19 protein-coding genes and 1 pseudogene are annotated in these 23,719 nt (G+C 65.7%); 4 read left to right on the top strand and 16 right to left on the bottom strand.

All coding sequences use genetic code 11. The features are described from left to right. Window positions 1–33 precede the first annotated feature (33 nt). The 13 genes from LRS09_RS16525 to LRS09_RS16465 all read right to left on the bottom strand — a co-directional run bounded on the left by LRS09_RS16525 (window position 34) and on the right by LRS09_RS16465 (window position 15,514). The gene (locus LRS09_RS16525) at window positions 34–1,317 is read right to left on the bottom strand and encodes an amidohydrolase family protein (protein WP_257807910.1); all 1,284 of its coding nucleotides are present in this window, start codon (window positions 1,315–1,317) and stop codon (window positions 34–36) included. After that, on the bottom strand, window positions 1,314–2,258 hold the full coding sequence (locus LRS09_RS16520; protein WP_257807909.1) for an ABC transporter permease: 945 nt from the start codon (window positions 2,256–2,258) through the stop codon (window positions 1,314–1,316). Before LRS09_RS16520 ends, LRS09_RS16525 begins: the two co-directional genes overlap by 4 nt. Window positions 2,259–2,453: 195 nt before the next feature. Beyond that, window positions 2,454–3,503 (bottom strand): ABC transporter permease, encoded by a 1,050-nt coding sequence (locus LRS09_RS16515; protein WP_257807907.1) that lies wholly within the window; start codon window positions 3,501–3,503, stop codon window positions 2,454–2,456. Continuing rightward, window positions 3,504–3,965 (bottom strand): hypothetical protein, encoded by a 462-nt coding sequence (locus LRS09_RS16510; RefSeq protein WP_257807906.1) that lies wholly within the window; start codon window positions 3,963–3,965, stop codon window positions 3,504–3,506. It abuts the gene before it with no gap. Beyond that, window positions 3,955–5,460: an ABC transporter ATP-binding protein gene (locus tag LRS09_RS16505; protein ID WP_257807904.1), complete on the bottom strand. Its 1,506-nt coding sequence runs from the start codon at window positions 5,458–5,460 to the stop codon at window positions 3,955–3,957. Before LRS09_RS16505 ends, LRS09_RS16510 begins: the two co-directional genes overlap by 11 nt. Window positions 5,461–5,631: 171 nt before the next feature. Continuing rightward, complete coding sequence (locus tag LRS09_RS16500; RefSeq protein WP_257807903.1) at window positions 5,632–6,657, bottom strand: BMP family protein; 1,026 nt, start codon at window positions 6,655–6,657, stop codon at window positions 5,632–5,634. 168 nt (window positions 6,658–6,825) lie between these two features. Beyond that, on the bottom strand, window positions 6,826–8,169 hold the full coding sequence (locus tag LRS09_RS16495) for an amidase (protein WP_257807902.1): 1,344 nt from the start codon (window positions 8,167–8,169) through the stop codon (window positions 6,826–6,828). Between the two features lie 79 nt (window positions 8,170–8,248). Beyond that, complete coding sequence (locus LRS09_RS16490) at window positions 8,249–9,445, bottom strand: serine hydrolase (protein WP_257807901.1); 1,197 nt, start codon at window positions 9,443–9,445, stop codon at window positions 8,249–8,251. 243 nt (window positions 9,446–9,688) lie between these two features. Next, window positions 9,689–10,723, bottom strand: coding sequence for an extracellular solute-binding protein (locus LRS09_RS16485; protein WP_257807900.1), 1,035 nt, complete (start codon window positions 10,721–10,723; stop codon window positions 9,689–9,691). A gap of 25 nt (window positions 10,724–10,748) precedes the next feature. Beyond that, window positions 10,749–11,552, bottom strand: coding sequence for an ABC transporter permease (locus tag LRS09_RS16480; protein ID WP_257807899.1), 804 nt, complete (start codon window positions 11,550–11,552; stop codon window positions 10,749–10,751). Continuing rightward, the gene (locus tag LRS09_RS16475; RefSeq protein ID WP_257807898.1) at window positions 11,545–12,465 is read right to left on the bottom strand and encodes an ABC transporter permease; all 921 of its coding nucleotides are present in this window, start codon (window positions 12,463–12,465) and stop codon (window positions 11,545–11,547) included. Before LRS09_RS16475 ends, LRS09_RS16480 begins: the two co-directional genes overlap by 8 nt. 4 nt (window positions 12,466–12,469) lie before the next feature. Then, complete coding sequence (locus LRS09_RS16470; RefSeq protein WP_308240311.1) at window positions 12,470–13,564, bottom strand: ABC transporter ATP-binding protein; 1,095 nt, start codon at window positions 13,562–13,564, stop codon at window positions 12,470–12,472. Window positions 13,565–13,801: 237 nt separating this feature from the next. Then, on the bottom strand, window positions 13,802–15,514 hold the full coding sequence (locus LRS09_RS16465; RefSeq protein ID WP_257807895.1) for an amidohydrolase: 1,713 nt from the start codon (window positions 15,512–15,514) through the stop codon (window positions 13,802–13,804). Between the two features lie 131 nt (window positions 15,515–15,645). Here LRS09_RS16465 and LRS09_RS16460 point away from each other — a divergent pair, with 131 nt between their 5' ends. Both LRS09_RS16460 and aguB read left to right on the top strand, forming a co-directional pair. Further along, entirely contained in the window at window positions 15,646–16,677 is a 1,032-nt protein-coding gene (locus tag LRS09_RS16460) for a histone deacetylase family protein (protein WP_257807894.1), read from the top strand. After that, window positions 16,677–17,552 carry an N-carbamoylputrescine amidase gene (gene aguB, locus LRS09_RS16455; RefSeq protein ID WP_257807893.1) on the top strand — a complete coding sequence of 292 codons (876 nt, stop codon included), beginning with the start codon at window positions 16,677–16,679 and terminating at the stop codon, window positions 17,550–17,552. The genes LRS09_RS16460 and aguB overlap by 1 nt, the downstream gene beginning before the upstream one ends. 194 nt (window positions 17,553–17,746) lie before the next feature. On the opposite strand, the gene LRS09_RS16450 is transcribed toward aguB, so the two are convergent. Beyond that, on the bottom strand, window positions 17,747–18,574 hold the full coding sequence (locus tag LRS09_RS16450; RefSeq protein ID WP_257807892.1) for a ferredoxin--NADP reductase: 828 nt from the start codon (window positions 18,572–18,574) through the stop codon (window positions 17,747–17,749). Between the two features lie 208 nt (window positions 18,575–18,782). Between LRS09_RS16450 and LRS09_RS16445 the strand changes: the two genes are divergently transcribed. Together LRS09_RS16445 and LRS09_RS16440 are read left to right on the top strand one after the other, a co-directional pair. Continuing rightward, on the top strand, window positions 18,783–20,855 hold the full coding sequence (locus LRS09_RS16445) for a hydantoinase/oxoprolinase family protein (RefSeq protein WP_257807891.1): 2,073 nt from the start codon (window positions 18,783–18,785) through the stop codon (window positions 20,853–20,855). After that, a pseudogene (locus LRS09_RS16440) lies at window positions 20,852–22,542 on the top strand (hydantoinase B/oxoprolinase family protein). Before LRS09_RS16445 ends, LRS09_RS16440 begins: the two are co-directional and overlap by 4 nt. A 27-nt stretch (window positions 22,543–22,569) precedes the next feature. On the opposite strand, the gene LRS09_RS16435 reads toward LRS09_RS16440, so the two are convergent. Both LRS09_RS16435 and LRS09_RS16430 read right to left on the bottom strand, forming a co-directional pair. Then, complete coding sequence (locus tag LRS09_RS16435) at window positions 22,570–23,025, bottom strand: MarR family winged helix-turn-helix transcriptional regulator (protein ID WP_257810222.1); 456 nt, start codon at window positions 23,023–23,025, stop codon at window positions 22,570–22,572. Continuing rightward, entirely contained in the window at window positions 23,025–23,609 is a 585-nt protein-coding gene (locus tag LRS09_RS16430; RefSeq protein ID WP_257807890.1) for an amino acid synthesis family protein, read from the bottom strand. Before LRS09_RS16430 ends, LRS09_RS16435 begins: the two co-directional genes overlap by 1 nt. Window positions 23,610–23,719: the final 110 nt, after the last annotated feature.

Here is a 23,719-nt window from a genome sequence, read left to right as displayed (position 1 = left end):
GATGTCGATGCCCTCCTCTCGCGGAGGGCTTCGTCACTCCGGCGTCCGGTGCCGCCGGTTCACGCTGCCCGGTCGTCCCGGCAGGGCGAGCGTCGTGTCACGCCGGGGCCGCTCCGCCACCACCTTGCCGCGCGCGACAACCGCCAGCCGTTCCGCCCGCAGGCGCACGGCTTCGGTTTTGTTCCCGGCATCGAGCACGACGAGCGAGGCGCGCTTGCCGACGGCGAGGCCGTAGTAGTCGAGATGCATGATGGCCGCACTCTCGGTTGTGACCATGTCGAAGCACTTCGCCATCTCCGCCGGATGCGACATCTGGGCCACGTGGAGGCCCATGAAGGCGACGTCGAGCATGTCGGCAGTCCCAAGCGAATACCACGGGTCGAGACAGCAATCCTGACCGAAGCCGACGCGGATACCGAGCGCGAGCATCTCTTTCACCCGGGTCATACCACGGCGCTTGGGAAACGTGTCGTGGCGGCCCTGCAGCATGATGTTGATCAGCGGGTTGGGGATTGCGGAGACCTGCGCTTCCGCCATCAGCGGCAGCAGCTTCGAGACGTAATAGTTATCCATCGAGTGCATCGACGTGAGATGCGAGCCGTTGACGCGGCCCTGCAGGCCGAGCCGCTGGGTCTCGTAGGCGAGCTGTTCGATGTGCCGCGACAGCGGGTCGTCCGTCTCGTCGCAATGCATGTCGACCAGCAGACCGCGCTCCGCCGCGATTTCGCAGAGGTCGGTGACGGAGCGGGTGCCGTCGGCCATGGTACGCTCGAAATGCGGGATGCCTCCGACGACGTCGACGCCCATATCGAGCGCCCGGATCGTGTTCTGCCGCGCCGTCGGGTCTCGGTAGAGCCCATCCTGCGGGAAGGCGACGAGCTGCAGGTCGATATAGGGCGCGATCTCCTTCTTCACCTCCAAGAGCGCCTCGACGGCGAGCAGGCGGTCGTCGCAGGTATCGACATGGGTGCGGATGGCGAGCAGGCCCATCGACACCGCCCAGTCGCAATAGGCCAGCGCCCTCTCCTTCACCGCTTCATGCGTCAGCAGCGGCTTCAACTCGCCCCATAGCGCGATGCCTTCGAGCAGCGTGCCCGACGCGTTGACCCGAGGGATGCCGTAGGAAAGCGTCGCGTCCATGTGGAAATGCGGGTCGACGAAGGGCGACGCGACCAGGCAGTCCGTTGCGTCGACGATGCGGCCGGCCTCGGCCGACAGGTTCGGCGCAATGGCCGCGATCGTCTCGCCGGTGATGCCTATGTCGGCGCGGGTGCCGTCGGGCAGGATGCCGCCGCGGACGAGGAGGTCGAAGGTCATCTTTCGCCTTTCTGGTACGGCACCATCAGCGCCTTGGGATAGGTCGCGCGGCGGGCGACCAGCACGAGGGCGAGGATGGAGAGAAGATATGGCAGCATCAGGAAGAGCTGGTACGGCACCACGCCACCAGTGACCTGCTGCAGGCGCACCTGGTAGGCGTCGAAGGCGGCGAAGAGGACGGCGCCGAGCAATGCCTTGCCGGGCCGCCACGAGCCGAAGACGACCAGCGCGATGCACACCCAGCCGCGCCCGTTGACCATCTCGAAGAAGAAGGAATTGAACGCCGACATGGTGAGGAAGGCACCGCCGACTGCCATCAGCGCAGAGCCCACCATGACCGCGCCCATGCGGATAGCGGTGACGGAGATGCCTTGCGCCTCGACGGCCGACGGGTTCTCGCCCGCGGCGCGGACGGCGAGACCCAAAGGCGTGCGGTAGAGCGCCCAGGCGACGACGGCGACGGTGAGGAAGGCCAGATAGGTGAGCGGGGTCTGGGCGAAGAGGGCTTGGCCTACGAGTGGGATGTCCGAGAGAACCGAGATCGGCAGCGGCTGGAAGGGCTCGATCTTCGGCGGCGAGGTGACCTCGGGCAGCGCGAGCCGGTAGGTGAAATAGGTGAGCGAAGTGGCGAGCAGCGTGACGCCGATGCCGACGACGTGCTGGGAGAGGCCGAGCGGGACGGTGAGCGTCGAGTGCAGCAGGCCGAAGGCCGCACCCGTCAGCGCCGCGACCACGACGCCCGCCCACAGGTCGCCGCCGGAGTATACGGTGAACCAGCCGGCGAAGGCGCCGGCGACCATGATGCCCTCGATGCCGAGGTTGAGCACCCCCGCCCGCTCGCAGATCAGCTCGCCCATCGTGGCGAAGATCAGCGGCGAGGCGATCCGGATCGCGGCGACCCAGAACGTGGTCTGGAAGAGGATGTCGAAGGCTTCGGTCATGGCTGGCTTGGGGCGTGGGAAACACCCCCCTCTGTCCTGCCGGACATCTCCCCCTCAAGGGGGGAGATTGGCCAATCCCGAACGGCTTTGCCTTGCGCTCGGGGATGTGACGCGTCGTCGGCGAGGTGAGTAATCTCCCCCCTTGAGGGGGAGATGGCCGGCAGGCCAGAGGGGGGTGTCATATTCGCCATCCCATCACCTCCACCTCACCCGATACCGCGTCAGCATGATCGCGGTCACCATGGTCAGCAACGCGGTCGCGACCATCACGTTGGCGATGTAGGAGGGCACGCCCGCGGTGCGGCTCATCGCGTCCGCACCAACGAAGATGCCAGCGACGAAGATGGCGGCGACCACGACGCCGAGCGGGTTGAGCATGGCGAGCATGGCCACCACAATGCCGGAGTAGCCGAAGCCCGGCGACAGATCGAGGGTCAGATTGCCCTTCAGCCCCGCGACTTCGGAGAACCCGGCCAGCGCCGCCAGCCCGCCGGAGATCAGCGCGGTCTTGATGAGGATCAGGTTGACCGGCATGCCGGCAAAGCGGGCGGCCTCCGGGTTATGGCCGACGGCGCGCATCTCGTAGCCGAGCGTCGTTTTCTTCATCACGAACCAGACGGAGACGGCGCAGACCAGCGCAAGGACGAAGCCGTAATGCAGGCGACGGCCGGTGACGATGCGCGGCAGGCGGGCGTCGGCGATCAGCTTCTGCGATTGCGGCCAGCCGAGGCCCATCGGATCCTTCAGCACGCCCTCCAGCAGCATCGACACGAACAGCAGCATGACGAAGTTGAGGAGCAGGGTGGTGACGACCTCGTCGACGCCGAACCGCACCTTCAGCACGGCAGGGCCGAGCAGGAGTATGGCGCCCGCAAGGGCCGCAAAGACGATGATCAGCGGGAGCAGGACGAAGGCCGGCAGCGGCAGCGCGCCGGTGCCGAGCACGACGGTGATGATCGCGCCGGCATAGAGCTGCGCCTCGGCGCCGATGTTCCACAGCTTGGCGCGGAAGGCGACGGCAACGGCGAGACCGGTGAAAACCAGCGGTGTCGCGCGCGTCAGCGTCTCCATCAGCGCGAACTGCGAACCGGCAGCACCCTTCAGCACCAGGCCGAAGACCGAGAACGGGTTGGCGCCGGCAGCGAGCACGAGCAGCGAGGCGATGAGCACCGTCGCCAGGATCGCACCTGCGGGATAGAGGAGCGTGACGGCGAGCGTGGGCGCGGGCTTGGGTTCAAGGCGCATCTAGGCGTCCTGCCCCGCATAGGTCTCTGCCGGAATTCCGATGAACGCCGGTCCGGACAGGATTCCTGCAAAGTCCGGGTTTGCGTTCAGGGCATTATTCGCCGCGTCAAGCGTGGAGCTTCGCTCAACAACGCGCCGGAAATGTTCTCGCGGTCCGTCTTGAATCATTGCGTTGGCTATCGCTTCGGCCCAAGCCGCGATCGGTTCACTCCTGAAGCTGAAACTCCGCCAATCTCCCGAAACGGACTGAGCCTGAAACGTGGAGTCGAGTTCGAACTGCTTGAGATGGTGGCCGATCAGCACATAAGCGAACACCTCGGGAATCCAGTCGATGAGGCGTCTTGTGACCATCTCGTCGCCAGTCAGATGAAGGGCTCTCCGCTCGATCTCGTCATCGGTCAGTTCGCTGTCGCCCAACAGGTCCACGACTGCAGATGTATATCTCACGGCGTCAGACAGCATGGTCCAGCCTTCCCGCCATCAGCTCGCCCAGTTCCCGCACCGTCCTTTCCGCGCGCGCGGACGCACTCGATATCCTCCCACCCGACATCACCACGATCCTGTCCGACAGCGTCAGGATCTCGTCGAGGTCCTCCGAGATCAGCAGCACCGCCGCTCCCCTCGCGCGCGCTTCCAGCAGGCGGCCGTGGACATAGGCGATGGCGCCGACGTCGAGGCCGCGGGTGGGTTGGTTGGCGAGTATGATAGCGGGTTCCGGATCGAGCGCCCGGCCGAGGATGAGTTTCTGCATGTTGCCGCCGGAGAGCAGCCGAATGCGGGCATCGGGGCCGGGGCATTTGACGTCGTAGTCGCGGATGAGCTCTTCCGCGAAGGCCCGCGCAGCCTTCCAGTCCATGATGCCCCGCCTCGAGAAGCGGGCGGTGCGGTAGCGCTCGGAGATGACGTTCTCCATCACGCTCATGTCGGCGATAGCACCCACCGCATGGCGGTCTTCCGGAATGCGCGCGACGCCCTTGGCAAGCGCCAGCGAGGGGGACCAGTCGGCGACGGAAGCGCCGGCGATGGCATAGTCGCCGGCTGAGGCGCGGACAGTGCCGGAGAGGAGGCCGGCGAGTGCCGCCTGGCCGTTGCCCGACACGCCGGCCACGCCGGTGATCTCGCCACCATAAAGGACGAGGTCGACGGCACGCAGCGGGTTGCGGCCGCCTTCGGTCGAGACGGCGCGCAGCGACAAGAGCATCGCGCCGCGCACGGGCGCCGGGACCGGCGGCGGGACGAGTTCCTGGCCGACCATCAGAGCCGCGAGTTCCTTGCGGTCCGTGTCGGCGGTGCGGCGCTCACCGGCAACCTTGCCAGTGCGCAGCACGACGACGCGGTCGGAGATCGCCATCACCTCGTGCAGCTTGTGCGAGATGAAGATGATCGACAGGCCCTCGGCGACGAGCTTTCGCAGCGTCGCGAACAGGGCGTCGGTTTCAAGCGGGGTGAGCACGGCCGTCGGCTCGTCAAGGATGAGGATGCGGGCGTCGCGGTAGAGGGCCTTGAGAATCTCGACCCGCTGGCGCTCGCCGACGGTAAGTGCGGCGACCATGCGGTCGGGATCGACCTCCAGGCCGAAATCTGCGGAGAGCTTCCTGATCTTCTCCCGTGCGGCCTGACGGGAGAAGCGAGGGGAAAACAGCGGCTCGGTGCCGAGCGCGATGTTTTCGAGAACCGTCATGTTGTCGGCCAGCGTGAAATGCTGATGAACCATGCCGACGCCGGCATCGAGTGCTGCGCGCGGATCGCCGGGCGGCATCGGTTTGCCGAAGGCCTCGACCGTGCCCTCGTCTGCGACATAGTGGCCGAAGAGAATGTTCATCAGCGTCGTCTTGCCGGCGCCGTTCTCGCCGAGCAGCGCCACCACCTCACCGCGCGCGAGATCAAGCGAGATCGCGTCGTTGGCGACGAGCGACCCGAAGCGCTTGGTGATCGAGGCAAGGCGGAGGACGGTCATCTGGCGCGGCCTTCCCTTCTCCCCTTGTGGGAGAAGGTGTCGCCGAAGGCGACGGATGAGGGGTGCTGGACGGAATGAGAGGTCGGCGTTTCTTCCGACACCCCTCATCCGTCTCGGCCTACGGCCGATCCACCTTCTCCCACAAGGGGAGAAGGGGCGGCGGCGTCAGGCTCAGCTCGACTTCGGCTCCTCGTCGTTGATCGCGACGGTGAAGGACCCGTCCTTGATCGCCTTCTCCTTCTCGGCGACCTTGGCCATGACGTCGGCGGGCACCTTGCCCTCGAAGGTGCCGAGCGGGGCGATCGAGCAGCCGCCTTCCTTCATGAAGGAATAGACGCCGTAGTCGGCTGCCTTGAAGGTGCCGGCCTTGACCTCGGCGATCGCCTTGTCGAGCGTCGGTTCGAAGTGCCAGAGCGCGGAGGCGACGACGGTCTCCGGATAGTCCTTCTGCGTGTCGATGACGTTGCCGATCGCCAGCACGCCCTTTTCCTTGGCAGCGTCCGAGACGCCGAAGCGCTCGGCATACATCACGTCGGCGCCGGCATCGATCTGGGCGAAGGCGGTTTCCTTGGCCTTGGGCGGGTCGAACCAGGAGCCGATGAAGGCGACCTGGAACTTCGCGTCGGGCGCCGTCTCCTTCACGCCCGCCATGAAGGCATGCATCAGGCGGTTGACCTCGGGGATCGGGAAGCCGCCGACCATGCCGATGTTCTTCGACTTGGTCATCGCGCCAGCGATGATGCCGGTGAGGTAGGACGCATCCTGGATGTAGTTGTCGAAGGGCGCGAAGTTCGGCACTGCGTCGTCCGGCTTGAAGGACGAGCCCATCAGGAAGGCGGTGTCGGGATAGTCGGCGGCGACGGTGCGGGCGGCCTCCTCCACGCCGAACACCTCGCCGAGGATCAGCTTGTTGCCCGCCTCGGCATATTCGCGCATCACGCGCTCATAGTCGGTGTTGGAGACGTTCTCGGTCGCGACATAGTCGATGTCGCCGCGGTCCTTGGCCTTCAGCGCCGCCTGGTGGATGCGCGATACCCACTGCTGCTCGAACGGAACGGTATAGACGGCCGCCACCTTGAGCTTTTCCTGCGCAAATGCGCGGCCGGCAAGGCTCGGCATCGCGGCGAGCGCGGCACCGGCTCCGAGCGCCTGCATCAGGGCGCGACGCGTCACGATAAGATTGTTGGGTTTGTTCATGTCCACCACCTCTGGCTGCCCAAGGGACGAGATTGTCCCGCCTCACGATTTTTTATCGTTTGGACAAATCCTAAGCACGAGTCTGAACCTGCCGCAATCAAGTGCAGCGTGGCGTCACTACATTTGTCGGCGAACGGTGCAGGGCTGCAACGCAGCGATTGCCCGGCCTCAGATCTTCGGCCGGTCCGCCGGCGCTCCATACCATCCGCCAACCGCCTTTTCATACGCCATCGCGGCGCGGATCACGTCCTCGTCGCAATAGGTGCGGCCGACGATCTGCATGCCCGTCGGAACGTGGTTCTTCGCATGTCCCGTCGGCACGGAAATCACCGGGCAGCGGGAGAGCATGTTGAACGGCGTCGTCATCACCCAGCCGAGCGACGAGTTCACCGCCTTGCCGTTGATCTTCACCTCGTCCTTCGACTGGTCGTGGTCGGCGGGCACGGCGGCAAGCGCATTGGTGGGGCAGACAAAGACGTCGTAGTCCTCCAGCAACGGTCCGAGCGTCGAGTACATCTGCGCGGCGGTGTCCAGCGTGGCGACGAACTCCGTCGCCTTCGATGCCTGGCCGTCCTCGGCGAACTTACGGGTATAGGTGCACAGTTCGTCCGCATGCTCCTCCAGCAACCTGGCGAGCGAGGCGCCGAACAGGTGGTTGAGATAGGCCATGCCCATCTCGAGCGCGTTCTTCGGCCAACCGAGATCGACCTCCTCGACGGTCGCCCCGAGCGAACGGAAGACGTCCAGAGCCGCGCGGGTGTTCGTCTGAACCTCCCTGTCGACCTCGAACAGGCCGAGATCCATCGAGAAGGCGATCTTCCAGTTCTTGATCGGCTTGTATTTCGTCGGCAGCGTCAGCTTCGGGCGCAGGCTCGCAATGTCGCGCGGGTCCGGCCCGCACATCACGTTCTGGAGCAGGATCGTGTCCTCCACCGTCCGCGCCATCGGGCCGGTGTGGCAGTAGAAATCCAGGTTGAACGGCGGATCGTCCGGGTTGCGGCCGTAGGGCGGCTTGAAGCCGACGACGCCGCAGGCCGAGGCCGGGATGCGGATTGAGCCGCCGATGTCGGAGCCGGTGGCGATCGGCGCAAGGCCCGCGGCAAGCGCTGCGCCCGAGCCACCGGACGAGCCGCCCGGCGTGAACTTGGTGTTCCACGGATTGCGGGTGACGCCCCACAGCCTGGACCAGGTGTAGCCGGCGCAGGAGAACTCCGGTGTCGCGGTGCGGGCGTGCACGATGCCGCCCGCCGCCATGATCCGCTCATTGTTGGGCGAGGTCTTTTCCGCCACGAAATCCTTGAGGATCAGCGAGGCGTTCGAGGTCGGCTTGCCGGCGATGTAGCTCTCGTCCTTGACTGCGACGGGAAGACCTTCAAGCGGGCCGGTCTTCTTGCCTTTGGCGTATTTCGCCTCGGCCTTCTTCGCCAGCGCCAGCGCCTCGTCGTAGTGGGTGTAGGTGAAGGCGTTGATCTTATCCTTCGTCTTCTCCGCGCGGTCGATCACCGCCTTCATCAACTCGACCGGCGACAGCTTCTTCTTTTGAAGAGCGAGAGCGCCTCGGTGGCTGGCAGGTAGCAGAGTTCGAGATCGGTCATGACAGGGCCTCGGCAATGGCGTGAACGGCGGAGAGCGTCGCTGCGGACAATTCCGGACTGGTGAAGTCGGGCCAGCTCGACAGCTTTACCGTGACGACCCGGGCGTCGAAGTTGACGTGGATAAGCTGGCCGAAGACGCCGCGGCACTGGAGATTGCGGGTGCGCGGGTCCTCGATCCAGAACTGGTTGCGGTAGGACGCCTGCGGCATGTGGGTGCTGAACTGCGGGCCGTGCACGCCGCTTCGCGACGCGTCGATCCATTCGGCCGGCACGATGCCCGCGCCCTTGTCCAGCACCATCTGACCGAAGCGGCCGTAGTCGCGCAGCGTGGCGTTGAAGCCGCCGTCAGCGAGCGCATAGCCCGCCGAATCTACCGTGAAGCAGGCGCTCTCCTCGCAGCCGAGCTTCTGCCACAGCTCGTCCGAAACGAGCTGGGCCAGGCGCCTTCCGGTCACGCGCTCCATGGCGAAGGCGAGCACGTCGGTCTCGATGGAGCGATAGTCGAAGGCTTCGCCATGCGGCCGGTCGAGCGCCTTCAGCGTCAGGATCAGCTCCCAGACATGCGCGGGCCATTTGAAGCCGGGATCGGCACCCGGCGGGACAGGTTTCCAGCCGGAGGCGACGTCGATCTGTCCGATCTCTGAATAGGGATCAGTGTATTCCTCGCTGAAGTGCACGCCGCTCGTCATGTCGAGCACCTGCTGCAGCGTGGCGCCCTTCCAGGCCGTGTCGGCGAGTTCTGGCAGGTAGTCCGTGACCTTCCGCGACGGGTCGAGCAGGCCGCGGCCGACGAGGATGCCGGCGACGCAGGAGGTGATAGACTTCGCCATCGACTGCGAGAGGTGCAGCGTGCGCGGCGTCATGCCGTTGAAGTAGCGCTCATAGACGACCGCGCCGTCCTTCAGCACCAGGAAGCCGTCGGTGAAGGTCTCGTCGAGGAGGCCGGCGAGCGTCGAGGACGCACCCGGGACCGAGCGCACCGCCAGCATGTCGAGGTCTCGCTCCGCCCGCGGCAACCGCGAGGCGTGACCCGATCCCTTCCAGACCTCGACCGTCGGGAGAATCTCGCGGATGTGCTGGAACGACCAACGGTTCCACGGCGGCCGGTCCCAGTCGATGCGCGGCGGTATCATCGGGGGCGGCGAGCCCTGCATGATCGGCGGTCGCGGATCGGAGTTGCGGTAGGACGTCAATCGAACTTCCCATCCATGCCGACAATCGCTGCCGGCGCCTCTTCATCCGGCCACCTGGTTGCCACTTTCTCCCCGCCGGGGAGAAGGAGTCGGCGTCGACGTCCGCGATCTCCTCTCCCCTCGGGGAGAGGTCCGCCGAGCGAAGCGGAGGCGGGGTGAGGGGGACGCCCGTGCGGCCTGTCCGCGCCGCCCCTCATCTGCCTGCCGGCATCTTCTCCCCGCAAGCGGGGAGAAGAGCACCCGTCATTTCTGAACTTCGGTCCAGATCTTCGTATAGATCTCTTGCACCTCGGGCGCGCAGCGGAGCATGAACTTGCCCTTGTCGGCAAATTCGGCCGGGGTGACAATCTCCGGCGCGGTCGCCATCTCCGGCGGCATGAACTTCTCCGAACCTTTGATGCCGTTGGCATATTTGGCGAAATTGGAGATCAGCGCTGCATTCTCGGGCGCCATCACGTAGTTCAGGAACAGCTTGGCATTCTCGACGTTCTTGGCGTCCTTGAGGATGGCGGCGTTGTCCATCCACAGCGGATAGCCTTCCTTCGGATAGCCGTAGTGGATCGAGGCCTTGGCGTCGCGCATGCGCAGCGAGGCGCCGTTCCAGTTCACCGTGGCGGCATAGTCGCCCTTCGCCATGGCTTCGATGTTGCCGTAGTTCATCGAGATCCACTTGGTCTTGGCTTCGACCAGCTTGTCGCGGACCTTCTTGAGGATCTCCTTGTCGCCTGTGCAGGGCTCGCCGCCCATGTAGGTGATGGCAAGATGCATGACGTCGGCCATCTCCGGCACGACGTTGATCTTGCCTGCGAGCTCGGCCGGCGGGTCGAGGAAGATGGCGGAAGTGTTGATGTCGCCCTTGTAGACCGCGGTGTCGACCGACACGCCGGTGGAGCCCCACTGCCACGGAACCGTGTATTTGCGGCCCGGATCGAAGTCGACATCGACCCAGCGCGGATCGACGTTCTTGAAGTTCTCCATCTGGTTCGGGTTGCTTTCAAGCAGCAGGCCTTCCTCGACCCAGATCTGGACGTAGGAGGCGGACGGCACGACGATGTCGAAGCCGTGGCCACCCTGACGGATCTTGCCGAGCGCGGTGTCGTTGGAATCGTAGTCGGTGACGGTGACCTTGATCTTGTATTCGTCGGAGAACTTCTTGATCAGCTCGGGTGAGGTGTAGTTGCCCCAGTTGAAGATGTTGAGCTCGCCTTCGGCGCGGGCAAGGCCTGTCGAGGCAAGCAGCGCGGCTCCCAGCGCCGCGATCATGGTTGAACGTTTCATTTCGCTTCCTTTCCCTTCTGGATTGTCAGGTTCGTCGTCGGCTGATGAAGAAGAAGACGGTGACGATGAGGATCGAGATCGCCAGAAACACGGTCGAGATGGCGTTCATCTCAGGCGTCACCACGCGGCGTAGCTGGCCAAGCATGTAGGTGGGCAGCGTATCCTGGCCGCCTGATTTGACAAATTCGGTGATGACGACGTCGTCGAGCGAGATGACGAAGGCGAGCATGAGGCCGGCGATGATGCCGGGCCAGAGCAGCGGCAGCGTCACCCGGGTGAAGACCTTCCACGGCGTGGCGTAGAGGTCGGCCGCGGCCGTCTCCAGCGTCAGGTCCATGCTTTCCAGACGCGCCCGGATCGGCAGGTAGGCAAAGGGGATACAGAAGGCGGTGTGCGCGGCGATGAGGTAGCCGAGGCCGGAATAGCCGGTAGCAACCTTGATACGGGCGAACACGATGAGCAACGCCACGGCGGTGACGATCTCCGGGATCATCAGCGGCTGGTTGATGAAGGCGTATTTGAAGGTAAGGCCGCGATACGGCCGCGTCCGGGTGGTTGCAATCGCCGCCATCGTGGCTGCCACGGTCGCGATAACTGCGGCGACGGAGGCGATCTGGATGGAGCGGATCGAGGCATCGATGACCTGTTGGTTGTTCCAGGCCTGTCGAAACCATCGCAGCGAGAAACCCTGCCAGATCGCGACCGAGTTGCCTTCGTTGAAGGCGTAGACGACGAGGGTGAGGATCGGGATGTAGAGGAGGGCGAAGCAGATCATCGCAATGGTGGCGAAGCCGGGCAGCGCCCTGATGTCGAAGGTCGACCTAGCCATGCCGGCGGTCTCCCTGCGCGGCGTAGCGGACGTAGAACAGCAGCGCGACGGTGACGAGGACGGTCAAGGTCAGCGCAAGGGCGGCGCCTAGCGGCCAGTTGCGACCGGCGCCGAACTGCAGCTCGATCAGGTTGCCGAGCATCATCTGCTTGCCGCCTCCGAGCACCCGCGGCGTGACATAGGCGCCGAGCGAAGGGATGAAGACCAGGATGGAGCCGGCGATGATGCCGGGCTTCACCAACGGAATGATGATGCGCCGCAGGACCTGCAGCCGTGTGGCGTATAGGTCGTAGCCGGCCTCGACGAGACGGAAGTCCAGCTTCTCCATCGAAGCGTAGAGCGGCAGGACCATCAGGGGCAGGTAGACATAGATCATGCCCAGCGCGATCGCCCAGTCGGTATAGAGGATCTGCACGGGGGCCGAGACGATGCCCGACCAGACGAGAAGGCTGTTGAGCAGGCCCTCGTTGCGGATCACCTCCTGCACGGCGAAGGTGCGGATGAGGAGGTTGGTCCAGAAGGGGATCGTGATCAGGAACAGCCAGAGCGCTTGGGTCTTCTCGGACCGCGTGGCGATGAAATAGGCGGTCGGAAAGCCGACGATCAGCGTCAGGATCGTGGTGAGGAAGGACAGCCATACCGAGCGCAGGAAGATCGACAGATGCGCGTCGGCGATGCCCAGCGTGTCGTCGAAGATGTCGCGCTGCAGGAAGACGCCGACCCATGCGTCGGTGGAGAACTGCCACCTGACGTCGCCATAGGGGCCGGGCGTCAGGAACGAATAGATCAGCACCACGAGAAGCGGGCCGATGCCGGCCAGGAAGATGATCACGAGCGCCGGGGTGGAGAGCAGCCAGCGCTTGCGGATATCGTCCTTCTCGGCCCTGGCTGCGATCTCCGCGGCTGTCGTCATCGCCTCAATCCTTCAGCACCTGGGCGGCGTCGTCGGCGATGGCGATGCCGACGCGCTCGCCCGTTTCGAACCCGCAGGCGGCGCTGCGCGAATTCTGCTGCCGGGCGATGAAGACGCCGCCACTCTCCAGCCTGACATGGATGTTGGTGTCGGTGCCGAAGTAGACGATGGTCTCGACCGTGCCCGGCAGATGTCCCCCCTCCTTGACGACGCGCGCATGCTCCGGCCGCACGACGATGGTGGCCTCGCCGGAGGGAACGAGCCCCTCTGCATAGGTCGCTGGGATGGTGTTGCCGGAGGGCAGCGTCACGGTTGCCTTGCCGCCGGATGCCGAGACGATCTTCGCGACGACGAAATTGGTCTCGCCGATAAAATCCGCGACGAAGCGCTCCGCTGGCTTGTCATAGATGTCCCACGGCGTGCCCACCTGCAGGATCTTGCCCGACGACATGACCGCGATGCGATCGGACATCGTCAGCGCTTCCTCCTGGTCGTGGGTGACGAAGATGAAGGTAATGCCGGTCTCGTGCTGGAGGCGCTTCAGTTCGATCTGCATCTCCTTGCGCAGCTTGTAGTCCAGCGCGGAGAGCGGCTCGTCGAGCAGGAGCACTTTCGGCTGCGGCGCCAGTGCCCGGGCGAGCGCCACGCGCTGCTGCTGGCCGCCGGAGATCTGGCTGGTCTTGCGGTTCTTCAGCACCTCCATGCGCACCAGCTTCAGCATCTGGTCGACGCGGGCAGCGACCTCGCCCTTCGGCTTGCCGAGCATTTCGAGCCCGAACCCAATGTTCTGGGCGACCGTCATGTGCGGGAACAGCGCGTAGGACTGGAAGACGGTGTTGACGGGCCGCTTGTAGGGCGGCAGCGGCGCAATATCGTCGCCGTAGAGCAGAATCTGTCCGTCGGTCGGGAAGTCGAAGCCGGCGATCAGTCTCAGAAGCGTGGTCTTGCCGCAGCCCGAGGGGCCGAGCAGGGTGAAGAATTCGTTCTCGCGTATGACGACCGAGACGTTGTCGAGCGCTGCCACCCGATCGGCGCCTGAGCCGAAGACTTTTGAAACCGCGCGAACGTCGATTGCGTTCCTATCCGGATTGGCCGGCACGATATCCCCTGTTTTTGCTTCCGCTCTTGGCGGCGGTTGCGGCTTCGATGTCAGCACAAGGCATGGGCCTTGGCAATGGCGACTTTGAATCTCCGTTCAATGTGCTCCAAGCAAGGTGCGTGCCGGGTGCATTTGCCGGCCTCACCGTGCACTCCGCCGGTTCCTCTGACCAAAGGCGCGGCAGACTGCCTGAAACTCGGGCGCATGCGTCCGCGATGGGGCGGTGCCGGAACCCATTCATGCCTCGTGGGTGACGGTGCCGCCACAAACCGTCAGCACCGGACGGACCTCGTGCAGCGCCTCGGGATCAACCGCCTCCACGTCGTGCGACAGGACGACGAAGTCGGCGAGATAGCCCGGCTTCAGCCTGCCCTTCGAGGCTTCCGCGAATTCCGTGTAGGCACCCTCGACCGTGTAGCCGGCGATCGCCTCGTGCAGCGAGTAGCTGTGGTCCGGCAGGCCCTCCGCCCAGGGCTTGCGAAGCATCGCCGACTGGATGCCGAGGATCGGATCGACGTTCGACACCGGCCAGTCGGAGGCGAACACAACGTGCGCGCCGGTGTCCTTCAGCGTGCGCCAGGCATAGGCGAGCCGCCAGCGGTCGCGGCCGATGCGCGAGACGGTCGGCTCCAGCGGCAAGCCTTGAGAGCCAGGCGGATGCGGCGGCTGCATCGAGCAGATCACGCCGAGTTCGGCGAAGCGCGGCACGTCGGCATCGGTCGTCACCTCGATGTGCTCGATGCGGTGGCGGCTGTCGCGCCTGCCGTTGGCCTTCTGCGCCGCCTCGTAGCCGTCGAGCACGGAGCGCACCGCGCCGTCGCCGATGGCATGCACGGCGATCTGCAGGCCGCGGCGGTCGATCTCGGTGGCGATGCGGGCGAATTCGTCGGCGGGAAACAGCGGCTCGCCGACCCAGTTGGGGCGGTCGGCATAGGGCTCGACCATGACGGCCGTCCACGAGTCCAGCACGCCGTCCATGAAAAGCTTGACGAAGCCCGACTTCAGCCACTCGTCGTCGAAGCGGCGGGTCATCTCGGAGGCGCGGTCGAGATCGGAGAGATGCATGAAGTTCTTGTAGTGGAATGGCACCCGGGCGCGGCAGAGCAGCCTGCCCTCGTCGCGCAGTTCCGACAGAAGCTCCAGTGTGTAGGCGTTGCCGTCCATGTTGTGGAAGGAGGTGATGCCGTGGCGCGCCGCGTGCTTCAGGCCCTCCAGCAGCACGGCGCGATCGGCGGCGCGCTCCGCGGCGGTCGGCGGCGTTTCGGGCTCGCCGCCGGTCGAAATGCCGAGGCGCAGCCGCGTCTCGCCGGCCAGCGCCATCACCGGCCCCATCGCCTCGCTCTCGCGCAGCTCGCCCTCGGCCAGCCCGTCGGCGCCCATGACGATCTCGTTGCCGGGGCCAAGCGTTCTCCCGTGCAGTATGCCGGCCATCTCCAGCGCCCTGGTGTTCGCCCACATCGTGTGGTGGTCGGGCGAGGACATGGCGAAGGGGCGGTCGGGCAGGATTCGGTCGAGATGGTGCCGCGTTACCGGTTCGGTCTCGGACAGGATCGTGTAGTCGGCACCCTGCGCCTGCAGCACCGGCCTGTCGGGATTGGCAGCCGCGAAGTCCCGCACCTTTCGCGACAGCTCGTCGAAGCCCTTCACGCCGAAGAGCTGCAGGTGGCCAAGCTCGGCGGCGCCGAGCAGGATGTGCAGATGGCTTTCGATGAAGCCTGGCAGCACCGACTTGCCCGCGGTGTCGATCCGCTTCGCGCCAGGACCGGCAAGCGCCTCCGCCTCGGCGCGGCTGCCGACCGCGAGGATGCGCCCGTTCGCGACCGCCATCGCCTCCGCCGCCGGATTGCCCTCGTCCATGGTGAGGATCCGCGCGTTGGTGACGATCATGTCTGCCTGCAAGATGAGGTTCCCCTTTATCGTTGCGACCAGGCTAGCACCGCTTCCGCGCATCGCGCCATCGGGCGATTTTTGGTCCAGATGGAGTTTCGCGGTAGGCCAGACAGCCGACTTGCAGACGGCGAAGCAAAGCCGCTAGCCTTTGGTCGCCGTCCAAGCCCCCTCGCCTCGTCAGGATTCAACGCATGAAGACAATCTACTCGCCCCGCCATCATGGCCATGCCGGCAATGTCGAACTGGTCGCTGGTGCGGTCGTGCCGGCCTTCGAGATGCCGTCGCGGGCGGAGTATGTCAGGTCACGGGTCGAGGCGGTGAAGCTCGGGCCGATCCTTGCGCCTGACGAGCACGACATCGCCATTGCCAAGCGCGTGCACCGCGCCGATTTCATCGACTTCCTGCCGACGGTGTGGCCGCTCTGGATGGAATCCGGTCGCGACGGCACGGCGATGCCGTTCACCTGGCCGACCCGCGGCCTGCGCGGCGACGTGCGGCCGAAAGGCATCGACGCGCAGCTCGGCTATTATTCCTTCGACGCCGGCGCCACCTTCGTCGCCGGCACCTGGGATGCGATCAAGTCGTCGCACGACGTGGCGATCACCGCCGCCGGTCTCGTGCAGGCGGGCGAGCGCGCCGCCTTCGCGCTCTGCCGCCCGCCGGGACACCATGCGGGCGCCGCCTTCGCCGGCGGCTACTGCTTCATCAACAATGCCGCGAGCGCTGCGCAATGGGTCATCGACCAGGGCGCGAAACGCGTCTCCATCCTCGACGTCGACTACCACCATGGCAACGGGACGCAGGAGATCTTCTACCGTCGCGGCGACGTGCTGGTGGTCAACCTGCATGGCGACCCGATGGTCGAATACCCCTTCTTCCTCGGCCATGCCGACGAGCGCGGCGAAGGGCCGGGCGAAGGCTTCAATGTCAACTATCCGATGCCTTGGGGCACAAGCTGGGAGGCGTGGAGCGCCGCACTCGAGGACGGCTGCCGCAGGATAGCGGACTATGCCCCCGACGTGTTGGTCGTCTCGCTCGGCGTCGACACGTTCGAGAAGGACCCGATCTCCAAGTTCAGGCTGAAGACGGAAGACTATCCAAAGATCGGCCGCCGCATCGCGCAACTCGGCCTGCCGACGCTGATCGTGATGGAAGGCGGCTATGCCGTCGAGGAAATCGGCGACAACGCCGTCGGGGTGCTGACGGGATTTGAGGACCGGTGATGCAGGAGGTGAACAAGGTCACGCTCGGCGTCGTGCAGTTCGCCTGTTCGGACGACGTGGCGGAGAACGTCGCGACCGCCTCGCGGCTGGTCAGACAAGCGGCGGCCGAAGGCGCCAACATCGTCGTCGTGCAAGAGCTCTTCGAGGGACACTATTTCTGCCAGGAGGAGAATCCGGCCCATTTCGACCGCGCCCGTCCGATCGAAGGCCACCCGACGCTGGCGGCGATGCAGGCGCTGGCGGCAGAGCTCGGCGTGGTCATTCCCGTCTCGCTGTTCGAGCGGAAGAACCAGGCCTATTACAACACCGTCGTGATGGTGGACGACCACGGCGCCGCGCTCGGCATCTACCGGAAGACGCACATCCCGGACGGGCCGGGCTATTCGGAGAAATTCTACTTCAATCCGGGCGATACCGGCTTCAAGGTGTGGCCGACCCGCTTCGGCACGATCGGCGTCGGCATCTGCTGGGACCAGTGGTTTCCGGAGACGGCGCGTTCGATGGCGCTGCTGGGAGCGGAATTCCTGCTCTATCCGACCGCGATCGGCTCGGAGCCCGGACGACCCGATTTCGATTCCATGGAGCACTGGCGCATCACCATGCGCGGGCATGCGGGGGCAAACCTGATGCCTGTCGCGGCGGCCAACCGGACCGGGACGGAAGTCGTCAACGGCCGCAGCCAGACTTATTACGGCTCGTCCTTCATTGCCGGGCCGCAGGGCGAACTGCGGGCCAGCGCGGGACGAGAGGGCGAGGCGGTGCTGACGGCGAGTTTCGACCGGGCGATCATGCGCAACGAGCGCGCGGCGTGGGGGCTGTTCAGGGATCGCAGGCCAGAGCTGTACGGGACGCTGGCGGGGTCGGATGGGGGCTAGCAGGCCGGCCAGTCTTCGGTCGGCGCCCTCCCTTCCCCCGACGGTGCCCGGCGAAGCCGGGTGGATGGGGTGACCTGCAATGGTGGAGCTTCACCGCCCTCAGGCGGAGCCCGCTGCCTCCGGCAGCTCCCACCCGCTCGCCGCCTTTCATCGTGCCATTGGCACGATGAATTCGCCTCCGGCGAACCGGCGTCTCACCCCACGAATGCCCTTTCCAGCACGAACTCCGCCGGCGCCGAGTTGGAACCTTCGGTGAAGCCGCGGGCTTCGAGCAGGCTCGCGACGTCCTTGATCATCGCCATCGAGCCGCACAGCATCACCCGATCGGTGGCCGGGTCGAGCGGCGGGATGCCGAGGTCGGAGAACAGCTTGCCGTTCTCGATCAGCGTGGTGATGCGGCCCATGTTGGGCGTCTCCTCGCGCGTGGTGGTCGCATAGTAGACGAGCTTGCCGCCTGCCATCTCGCCGATCAGCGGGTCCTCACTCGCCATCGCGGCGAGCTCGTTGCCGTATTGCAGGTCGGCGGCGTCGCGGCAGGTGTTGGTGAGGATGACCTGTTCGAACTTCTCATAGGTCTCGGGCTCGCGGATCAGGCTGGCGAAGGGCGCAATGCCGGTGCCGGTGGCGATCATGAACACGCGCTTGGCAGGCGTCAGCGCGTCGAGCACCAGCGTGCCGGTCGGCTTCGGCCGAAGCAGAACGATATCGCCCGGCTGGATCTTCTGCAGATGCTGCGTCAGCGGGCCGTCCTGCACCTTGATCGAATAGAATTCGAGCTCGTCGTCCCAGGCAGGGCTCGCGACCGAATAGGCGCGGTAGATCGGCTTCTCGGCATTGGGCAGGCCGATCATGACGAACTCGCCCGAGCGGAAACGCAGACTCTGCGGCCGGGTGATGCGGAAGGAGAACAGCCGGTCGGTATAGTGCGTCACCGACACCACGCGCTCGGCATGCACGTTCGCGGGGATCGGGAAAGGAAGCGCGGAAACAGTCGCGTCCTTCGTGACGGCAGCGTCTTGCATTCGGTCTTTCCTTGTCACAGGCTTGCGCCGGGAGGATGGAGCGGGCAGGCGCCGGGTGTATCGATCTGCCGGGGCGCACGGGCGATGATCGAGGTCGCCTTGCCTGCCCGGATTATTAGTATGCCTGTGTTTTTCGGGTCAAGTCGCGCCAATGGTCGCCCGTTCCAAATTGCGCCCGCGGTAAAGTTCCTCATTCCGGATTCAGTCGATGTCAGAGAAAGTGCGGGCAAGCAGTGAATATGTGGTGGCCGGAATCGATGTGGGGGGCACCTTTACCGACCTCATCCTGATCGACGGTGAGGGCGGGGGCAAGGTCCACGTCGCCAAGACCCCGACCACGCTCGACAACCAGGCTTTCGGCGTGGTTTCCGCACTCAGCGCGACCGGCTTTCCGATCGGCCGGATCGACCTGATCGTCCACGGCACCACCACAACCACGAACGCCGTGCTGGAGCGGCGGCTGGCGAAGACCGGCCTGATCACCACGCAGGGCTTCCGCGACGTTCTGGAACTCGGGCGCCGCACCCGGCCCAATGCCTATGGCATGACCGGCACGTTCGTGCCGGTAATTCCGCGCAACCTGCGCCTCGAGGTTCCCGAGCGGGTGGAGGCGTCGGGCGCGGTGCGCACGCCGCTCGATGAAGAGGCGATGCGCGCGGCCGTCTGGCGGCTGGTCGAGGCCGGCTGCGAATCGCTGGTGATTCATTTCCTGCATGCCTACGCCAATCCGGCGCACGAGAAGCGCGCCGCCGAGATCGCGGCCGAGCTCTGGCCGAACGACCACATCACCACCGGCCATTCCCTCCTGTCAGAGGCTCGCGAGTTTGAACGCGGGGTGACAGCGGCCGTCAATGCCTCGGTACAGCCGATCCTGAAGCGCTATGTCGAGCGGCTGCGCGGCGAACTGGCCGCGCGCGGCTACAGCCGCGACTTCCTGATGATGAACGGCAATGGCGGCATGATTTCCGCCCGCTACGTCACCAACGAGGCGGCCAAGACAGTGATGTCCGGCCCCGCCTCCGGCGTCATGGCCGCCGCCTATACCGGCCGCCGCGCCGGCTTCCCGAACCTTGTCACCTATGACATGGGCGGAACCTCGACCGATGTGGCGCTGATCCGCGGCGCGCAGCCGGCGGTCTCGAACGAGATCGAGATCGAATACGCCATGCCGATCCACGTGCCGATGGTCGACGTGCACACCGTGGGCGCCGGCGGCGGCTCGATCGCGCGCATCGACGATGCCGGTCTGATCCGCGTCGGACCGGAAAGCGCCGGGGCAACACCCGGCCCGGTCTGCTACGGGCGCGGCGGCACGGAGCCGACGATCTCCGACGCCAACCTGATCCTCGGGCGGCTCAACCCGAAGCGGTTGCTTGCGGTCGATTCGCCGGTGGGCGTGCCCGACATCGAGGCGATCTTCGCCGAAAGGCTCGGGGGACGCATCGGCGTCGGCGCGACCGAGGCGGCGGGCGCGGTGCTGCGCATCGCCAATCTCAAGATGGCCGGCGCGATCCGCATGGTGTCAATCTCCAAGGGCCACGATCCGCGCGACTTCGCTCTGTTCGCCTTCGGCGGCGCCGGGCCGCTGCATGCAACCGCGCTGGCGCGCGAGCTCGGCATCCCCAAGGTGCTGGTGCCGGCGCGGCCGGGCATCACCAACGCGCTCGGCTGTGTGGTGGCCGACATGCGGCACGACTTCGTCAACACGCTGAACCAGCCCGTCGCCGCGCTGGACGAGGCGAAGGCCAGGACCATCCTCGCCCGCCAGGTGGCCGAGGGGCGCGAGCTGATCGCGAAGGAAGCAGTGAAGCCGCAGACGATCCGCGTCGTCCATTCCGCCGACATGCAGTTCGTCGGCCAGACGCATCTGCTCAACGTGCCCCTGCCCTCGCCGGAGGTGACGCGGGCGCATCTGCAGGACCTGTTCGAGAAGGCCTACTATGCCCGCTTCCGGGTGAAGCTGCCGGAAATCCGCGCCGCACTCGTCAACCTCAACACGTCGGTCATCGGCGTGCGCGGCGAGGTCGACCTGTCGACGCTGATCGATCCGGCCGGCCGCGCCGATAGCCTCGCAGGCGCATTGGTGGAAACACGCCGTGTCTGGTTCGACGGCAGATGGCTCGACACACCGGTCTACGCCCGCGAGAAACTGCCGCCCGGCGCCGCCTTCACGGGCCCGGCGATCCTCGAACAGCTCGACGCCACGACGGTCGTGGAGCCGGGCGACCGGGTGACGAGCGACCAGGAAGGCAACATCATCATCGAGGTGAAGCGGACATGACAACGCTCGACGCCATCACGCTCTCCGTCATCCAGGCGGGCCTGCAGCAGGTCTGCGACGAGATGGACCTGACCTTCTCGCGCGCCGCCTTCTCCCCGGTCATCGCGGAGGCCAACGACCGCTCCGACGGCATTTACTCGGCCGAGGACGGCTCGCTGATCGCGCAAGGGATCGGCGGGCTGCCGGTCTTCGTCGGCGTCATGCAATATTCGACCCGCACGCTGATCGAGATGATCCGCGATGGCAAGGCCGCGCAGCCGGAGCCGGGCGACATCTACATCGTCAACGACCCCTATCTCGGCGGCACGCATCTGATGGACGTGCGCTTCGTCAAGCCGGTGTGGCGCAACGGCCGGATCTTCTGCTGGCTGTCCAATACCGGCCACTGGCCCGACATCGGCGGCGCGGTGCCGGGCGGCTTCTCCGCCTCGGCCACCTCGGTCGAGCAGGAGGGGCTAAGGCTGCCGCCGGTGAAACTTTACAAGAAGGGCGTGATGGACCCGGAGATCCACGCCATTATCGCCTCCAACATCCGCGTGGCAGACCAGCGCATCGGCGATATCAAGGCACAGGCGGCGGCGCTGATGGTCGGGCAGGACCGGCTCTACGAGTTGCTCGACCGCTACGGGGACAAGACCGTCACCGATGCGATCGCCGAGTTGCGCCGCCGCGCGGCCGAGCAGATGCGGGCGCGGATCGCGGAGATGCCGGACGGCATCTACAGGTCGAAGGCCTTCGTCGATTCCGACGGCGTGGTCGACCAGCCGCTCACGATCGCGCTCGCGGTCGAGAAGCGCGGCGACACGCTTACCTTCGATTTCGCCGGCTCCAGCCCGCCCTGTGCCGGGCCGATGAACAGCGTGCTGGCGACAACTCTGTCGTCGGTCTACCTCGCGATCCGACACATCTTCCCGGATGTGCCGTTGTCGGCCGGCGCGTTCGAGCCGCTGGTCGTCAATCGGCCGGAAGGGACCTTCCTCGATGCGCATTATCCACGCCCGGTCTCGGGCTGCGCGGCGGAGGTGTCGCAGCGCATCGCCGAGGCCGTCTTCGCAGCGATGGTGCAGGCGCTGCCCGACCAGGTGACGGCCGCGCCGGCCGGCTCCAGCGGCAATTTCGCGCTGGGCGGCCACGACCCGGCGCGCGGGCGGGACTTCGTGATGTACCAGATCTCCGGCGGCGGCTATGGGGGGGAGTGCCGCCGCCGACGGGCTGTCGAACGGATGCTCGACCATCGGCATCTCCAAATCGCCACCGGTGGAGGTGATGGAGCAGGCCTTCCCGGTGCTCTACCGCCACTACGCGCTGCACGAAGGCTCCGGCGGGGCCGGCCGGCACCGCGGCGGCTTCGGCCTTGCCTACGAAATCGAGCTCCTGCGCGGCACGGCGCGCGCATCCTTTGTCATGGATCACGGCCGCACCGGCCCGCTCGGCGCGCTCGGCGGCGAGAACGGCGGCCTCAACAGGGTGAAGGTGATCCGAAACGGCAGGGAGCACGTGCCGCCGCATCTGTCGAAGGAGCAGGACATCCCGCTTGCCGCGGGCGACCGGGGCACAGGTGAAGACACCTGGTGGCGGTGGCTACGGCGACCCGCGGCAGCGCGAGCGCGCGCTCGTCGCCCACGACGTCGCGATGGGCTACTACGACGCGGAAGAGGCCGAAGCGCGCTTCGGCCCCCTGGGATGACATTTCCAAGCGGGCGAGTCGTCCCGTTCAGCTGATCTTGTTCAGGAGCCGCAGCAAGGTCTGCGATTCACGGCTGGTCAGTGGTTGCAGCGTGGTGAGGCTGATGTTTTGCGCCACCGGCGCGAGGCGGGCGAAGGTCTCCCGCCCCGCCGGCGTCAGCGACACCACGATCCTGCGGCGATCCTCCTTGTCCTCCGCCACCGACACGAGGCCCCGCAGCTTGAGCCGGTCGATCACGCCCTTGATCGTCGCCGCGTCCATCGCGACCAGCTGGCCGAGATAGTTCTGTGAACACTCGCCAAGGTCGTGAAGCTTGGAGAGCGCGGCGAACTGCGGCGGCGTCAGATCACCGATCTGGGAAGAGAAGATCGCGACATGGCGCTGGTGCGCCTTGCGCAATATGAAGCCTATCTGCTCCTGGAGATTATAGGCGTCCGCCGAACCATCGCTGTCGGACGGACCCAACATATCGTTGTTGCCCATCACCGCAAACCGTCCTCCCCTTTCGCCTGGGAAGCCTCCAGGCCACCCATGCGACTGTGAATCCGGGGACCGGACGACATGACTAGGCAGTATAGAATCTCGTCGGGACGCGGTCCGTCGGGAATATTTACTGTCATAGCATCAAAATGACTTCTGACATAGGCCGCATTTGTGTGCCCCAGCGGCACGTCAAGAGAACTCCCGAACCCTCCGACTTTCATTGCAGATGGAACTATTGCCTTCGTCGCAGGCAAACGCTCGCGCATTGCGTAGCCTCCAGGCACATGCCAGAGCGCACCGTGCTCGATCTCGCCGGCCGAGCCGACGATCGCACCCTTGCCGTAGCCGTCGATCAGAGAGACGTCTCCGCCGAGAGCGGCAATGAGCTTTTCCGTCAGCAGCGCGCCGAGCGGCTTGAGGTCTTCCATCGCCGGTTGCAGGTTGGGCTCGAAACGGCCGGCGAAGGGGTTGTGGACCAGCGCGAGAGCCGCTGCGCGCCGGCGCGGGACGGTCGCTGGAGGCCCCCCATCATGAAAGATTTCTTCACTTACGAGCGCAATTTTGCGGATAGGAAAGTCTGTCATATCAAAAAACGTTCATTTGTTTGCAAATTATTGTGAGGAACTGCAAGAAACTTGCCCTTGGGATGATACAGGCGGACGCCGATATCAGGCAAGCCGTCCGCCTCCCTACT

Source organism: Mesorhizobium sp. J428, from assembly GCF_024699925.1.
Classification (GTDB): Bacteria; Pseudomonadota; Alphaproteobacteria; order Rhizobiales; family Rhizobiaceae; genus Mesorhizobium_A.
Note: the sequence above shows the minus strand (reverse complement) of the source record. Positions and strands in the feature narration are given on the sequence as shown.

Excerpts from the sequence above, each read along its gene's own strand:
- LRS09_RS16505 (WP_257807904.1), bottom strand. The coding sequence starts at position 5,460 with ATGACCGTCCTCCGCCTTGCCTCGATCACCAAGCGCTTCGGGTCGCTC.
- aguB (WP_257807893.1), top strand. The coding sequence starts at position 16,677 with ATGCAGGAGGTGAACAAGGTCACGCTCGGCGTCGTGCAGTTCGCCTGT.
- LRS09_RS16500 (WP_257807903.1), bottom strand. The coding sequence starts at position 6,657 with ATGAACAAACCCAACAATCTTATCGTGACGCGTCGCGCCCTGATGCAG.
- LRS09_RS16445 (WP_257807891.1), top strand. The coding sequence starts at position 18,783 with ATGTCAGAGAAAGTGCGGGCAAGCAGTGAATATGTGGTGGCCGGAATC.
- LRS09_RS16520 (WP_257807909.1), bottom strand. The coding sequence starts at position 2,258 with ATGACCGAAGCCTTCGACATCCTCTTCCAGACCACGTTCTGGGTCGCC.
- LRS09_RS16465 (WP_257807895.1), bottom strand. The coding sequence starts at position 15,514 with ATGCGCGGAAGCGGTGCTAGCCTGGTCGCAACGATAAAGGGGAACCTC.
- LRS09_RS16515 (WP_257807907.1), bottom strand. The coding sequence starts at position 3,503 with ATGCGCCTTGAACCCAAGCCCGCGCCCACGCTCGCCGTCACGCTCCTC.
- LRS09_RS16460 (WP_257807894.1), top strand. The coding sequence starts at position 15,646 with ATGAAGACAATCTACTCGCCCCGCCATCATGGCCATGCCGGCAATGTC.
- LRS09_RS16495 (WP_257807902.1), bottom strand. The coding sequence starts at position 8,169 with ATGAAGGCGGTGATCGACCGCGCGGAGAAGACGAAGGATAAGATCAAC.
- LRS09_RS16450 (WP_257807892.1), bottom strand. The coding sequence starts at position 18,574 with ATGCAAGACGCTGCCGTCACGAAGGACGCGACTGTTTCCGCGCTTCCT.
- LRS09_RS16480 (WP_257807899.1), bottom strand. The coding sequence starts at position 11,552 with ATGGCTAGGTCGACCTTCGACATCAGGGCGCTGCCCGGCTTCGCCACC.
- LRS09_RS16475 (WP_257807898.1), bottom strand. The coding sequence starts at position 12,465 with ATGACGACAGCCGCGGAGATCGCAGCCAGGGCCGAGAAGGACGATATC.
- LRS09_RS16510 (WP_257807906.1), bottom strand. The coding sequence starts at position 3,965 with ATGCTGTCTGACGCCGTGAGATATACATCTGCAGTCGTGGACCTGTTG.
- LRS09_RS16485 (WP_257807900.1), bottom strand. The coding sequence starts at position 10,723 with ATGAAACGTTCAACCATGATCGCGGCGCTGGGAGCCGCGCTGCTTGCC.
- LRS09_RS16525 (WP_257807910.1), bottom strand. The coding sequence starts at position 1,317 with ATGACCTTCGACCTCCTCGTCCGCGGCGGCATCCTGCCCGACGGCACC.
- LRS09_RS16430 (WP_257807890.1), bottom strand. The coding sequence starts at position 23,609 with ATGACAGACTTTCCTATCCGCAAAATTGCGCTCGTAAGTGAAGAAATC.
- LRS09_RS16435 (WP_257810222.1), bottom strand. The coding sequence starts at position 23,025 with ATGGGCAACAACGATATGTTGGGTCCGTCCGACAGCGATGGTTCGGCG.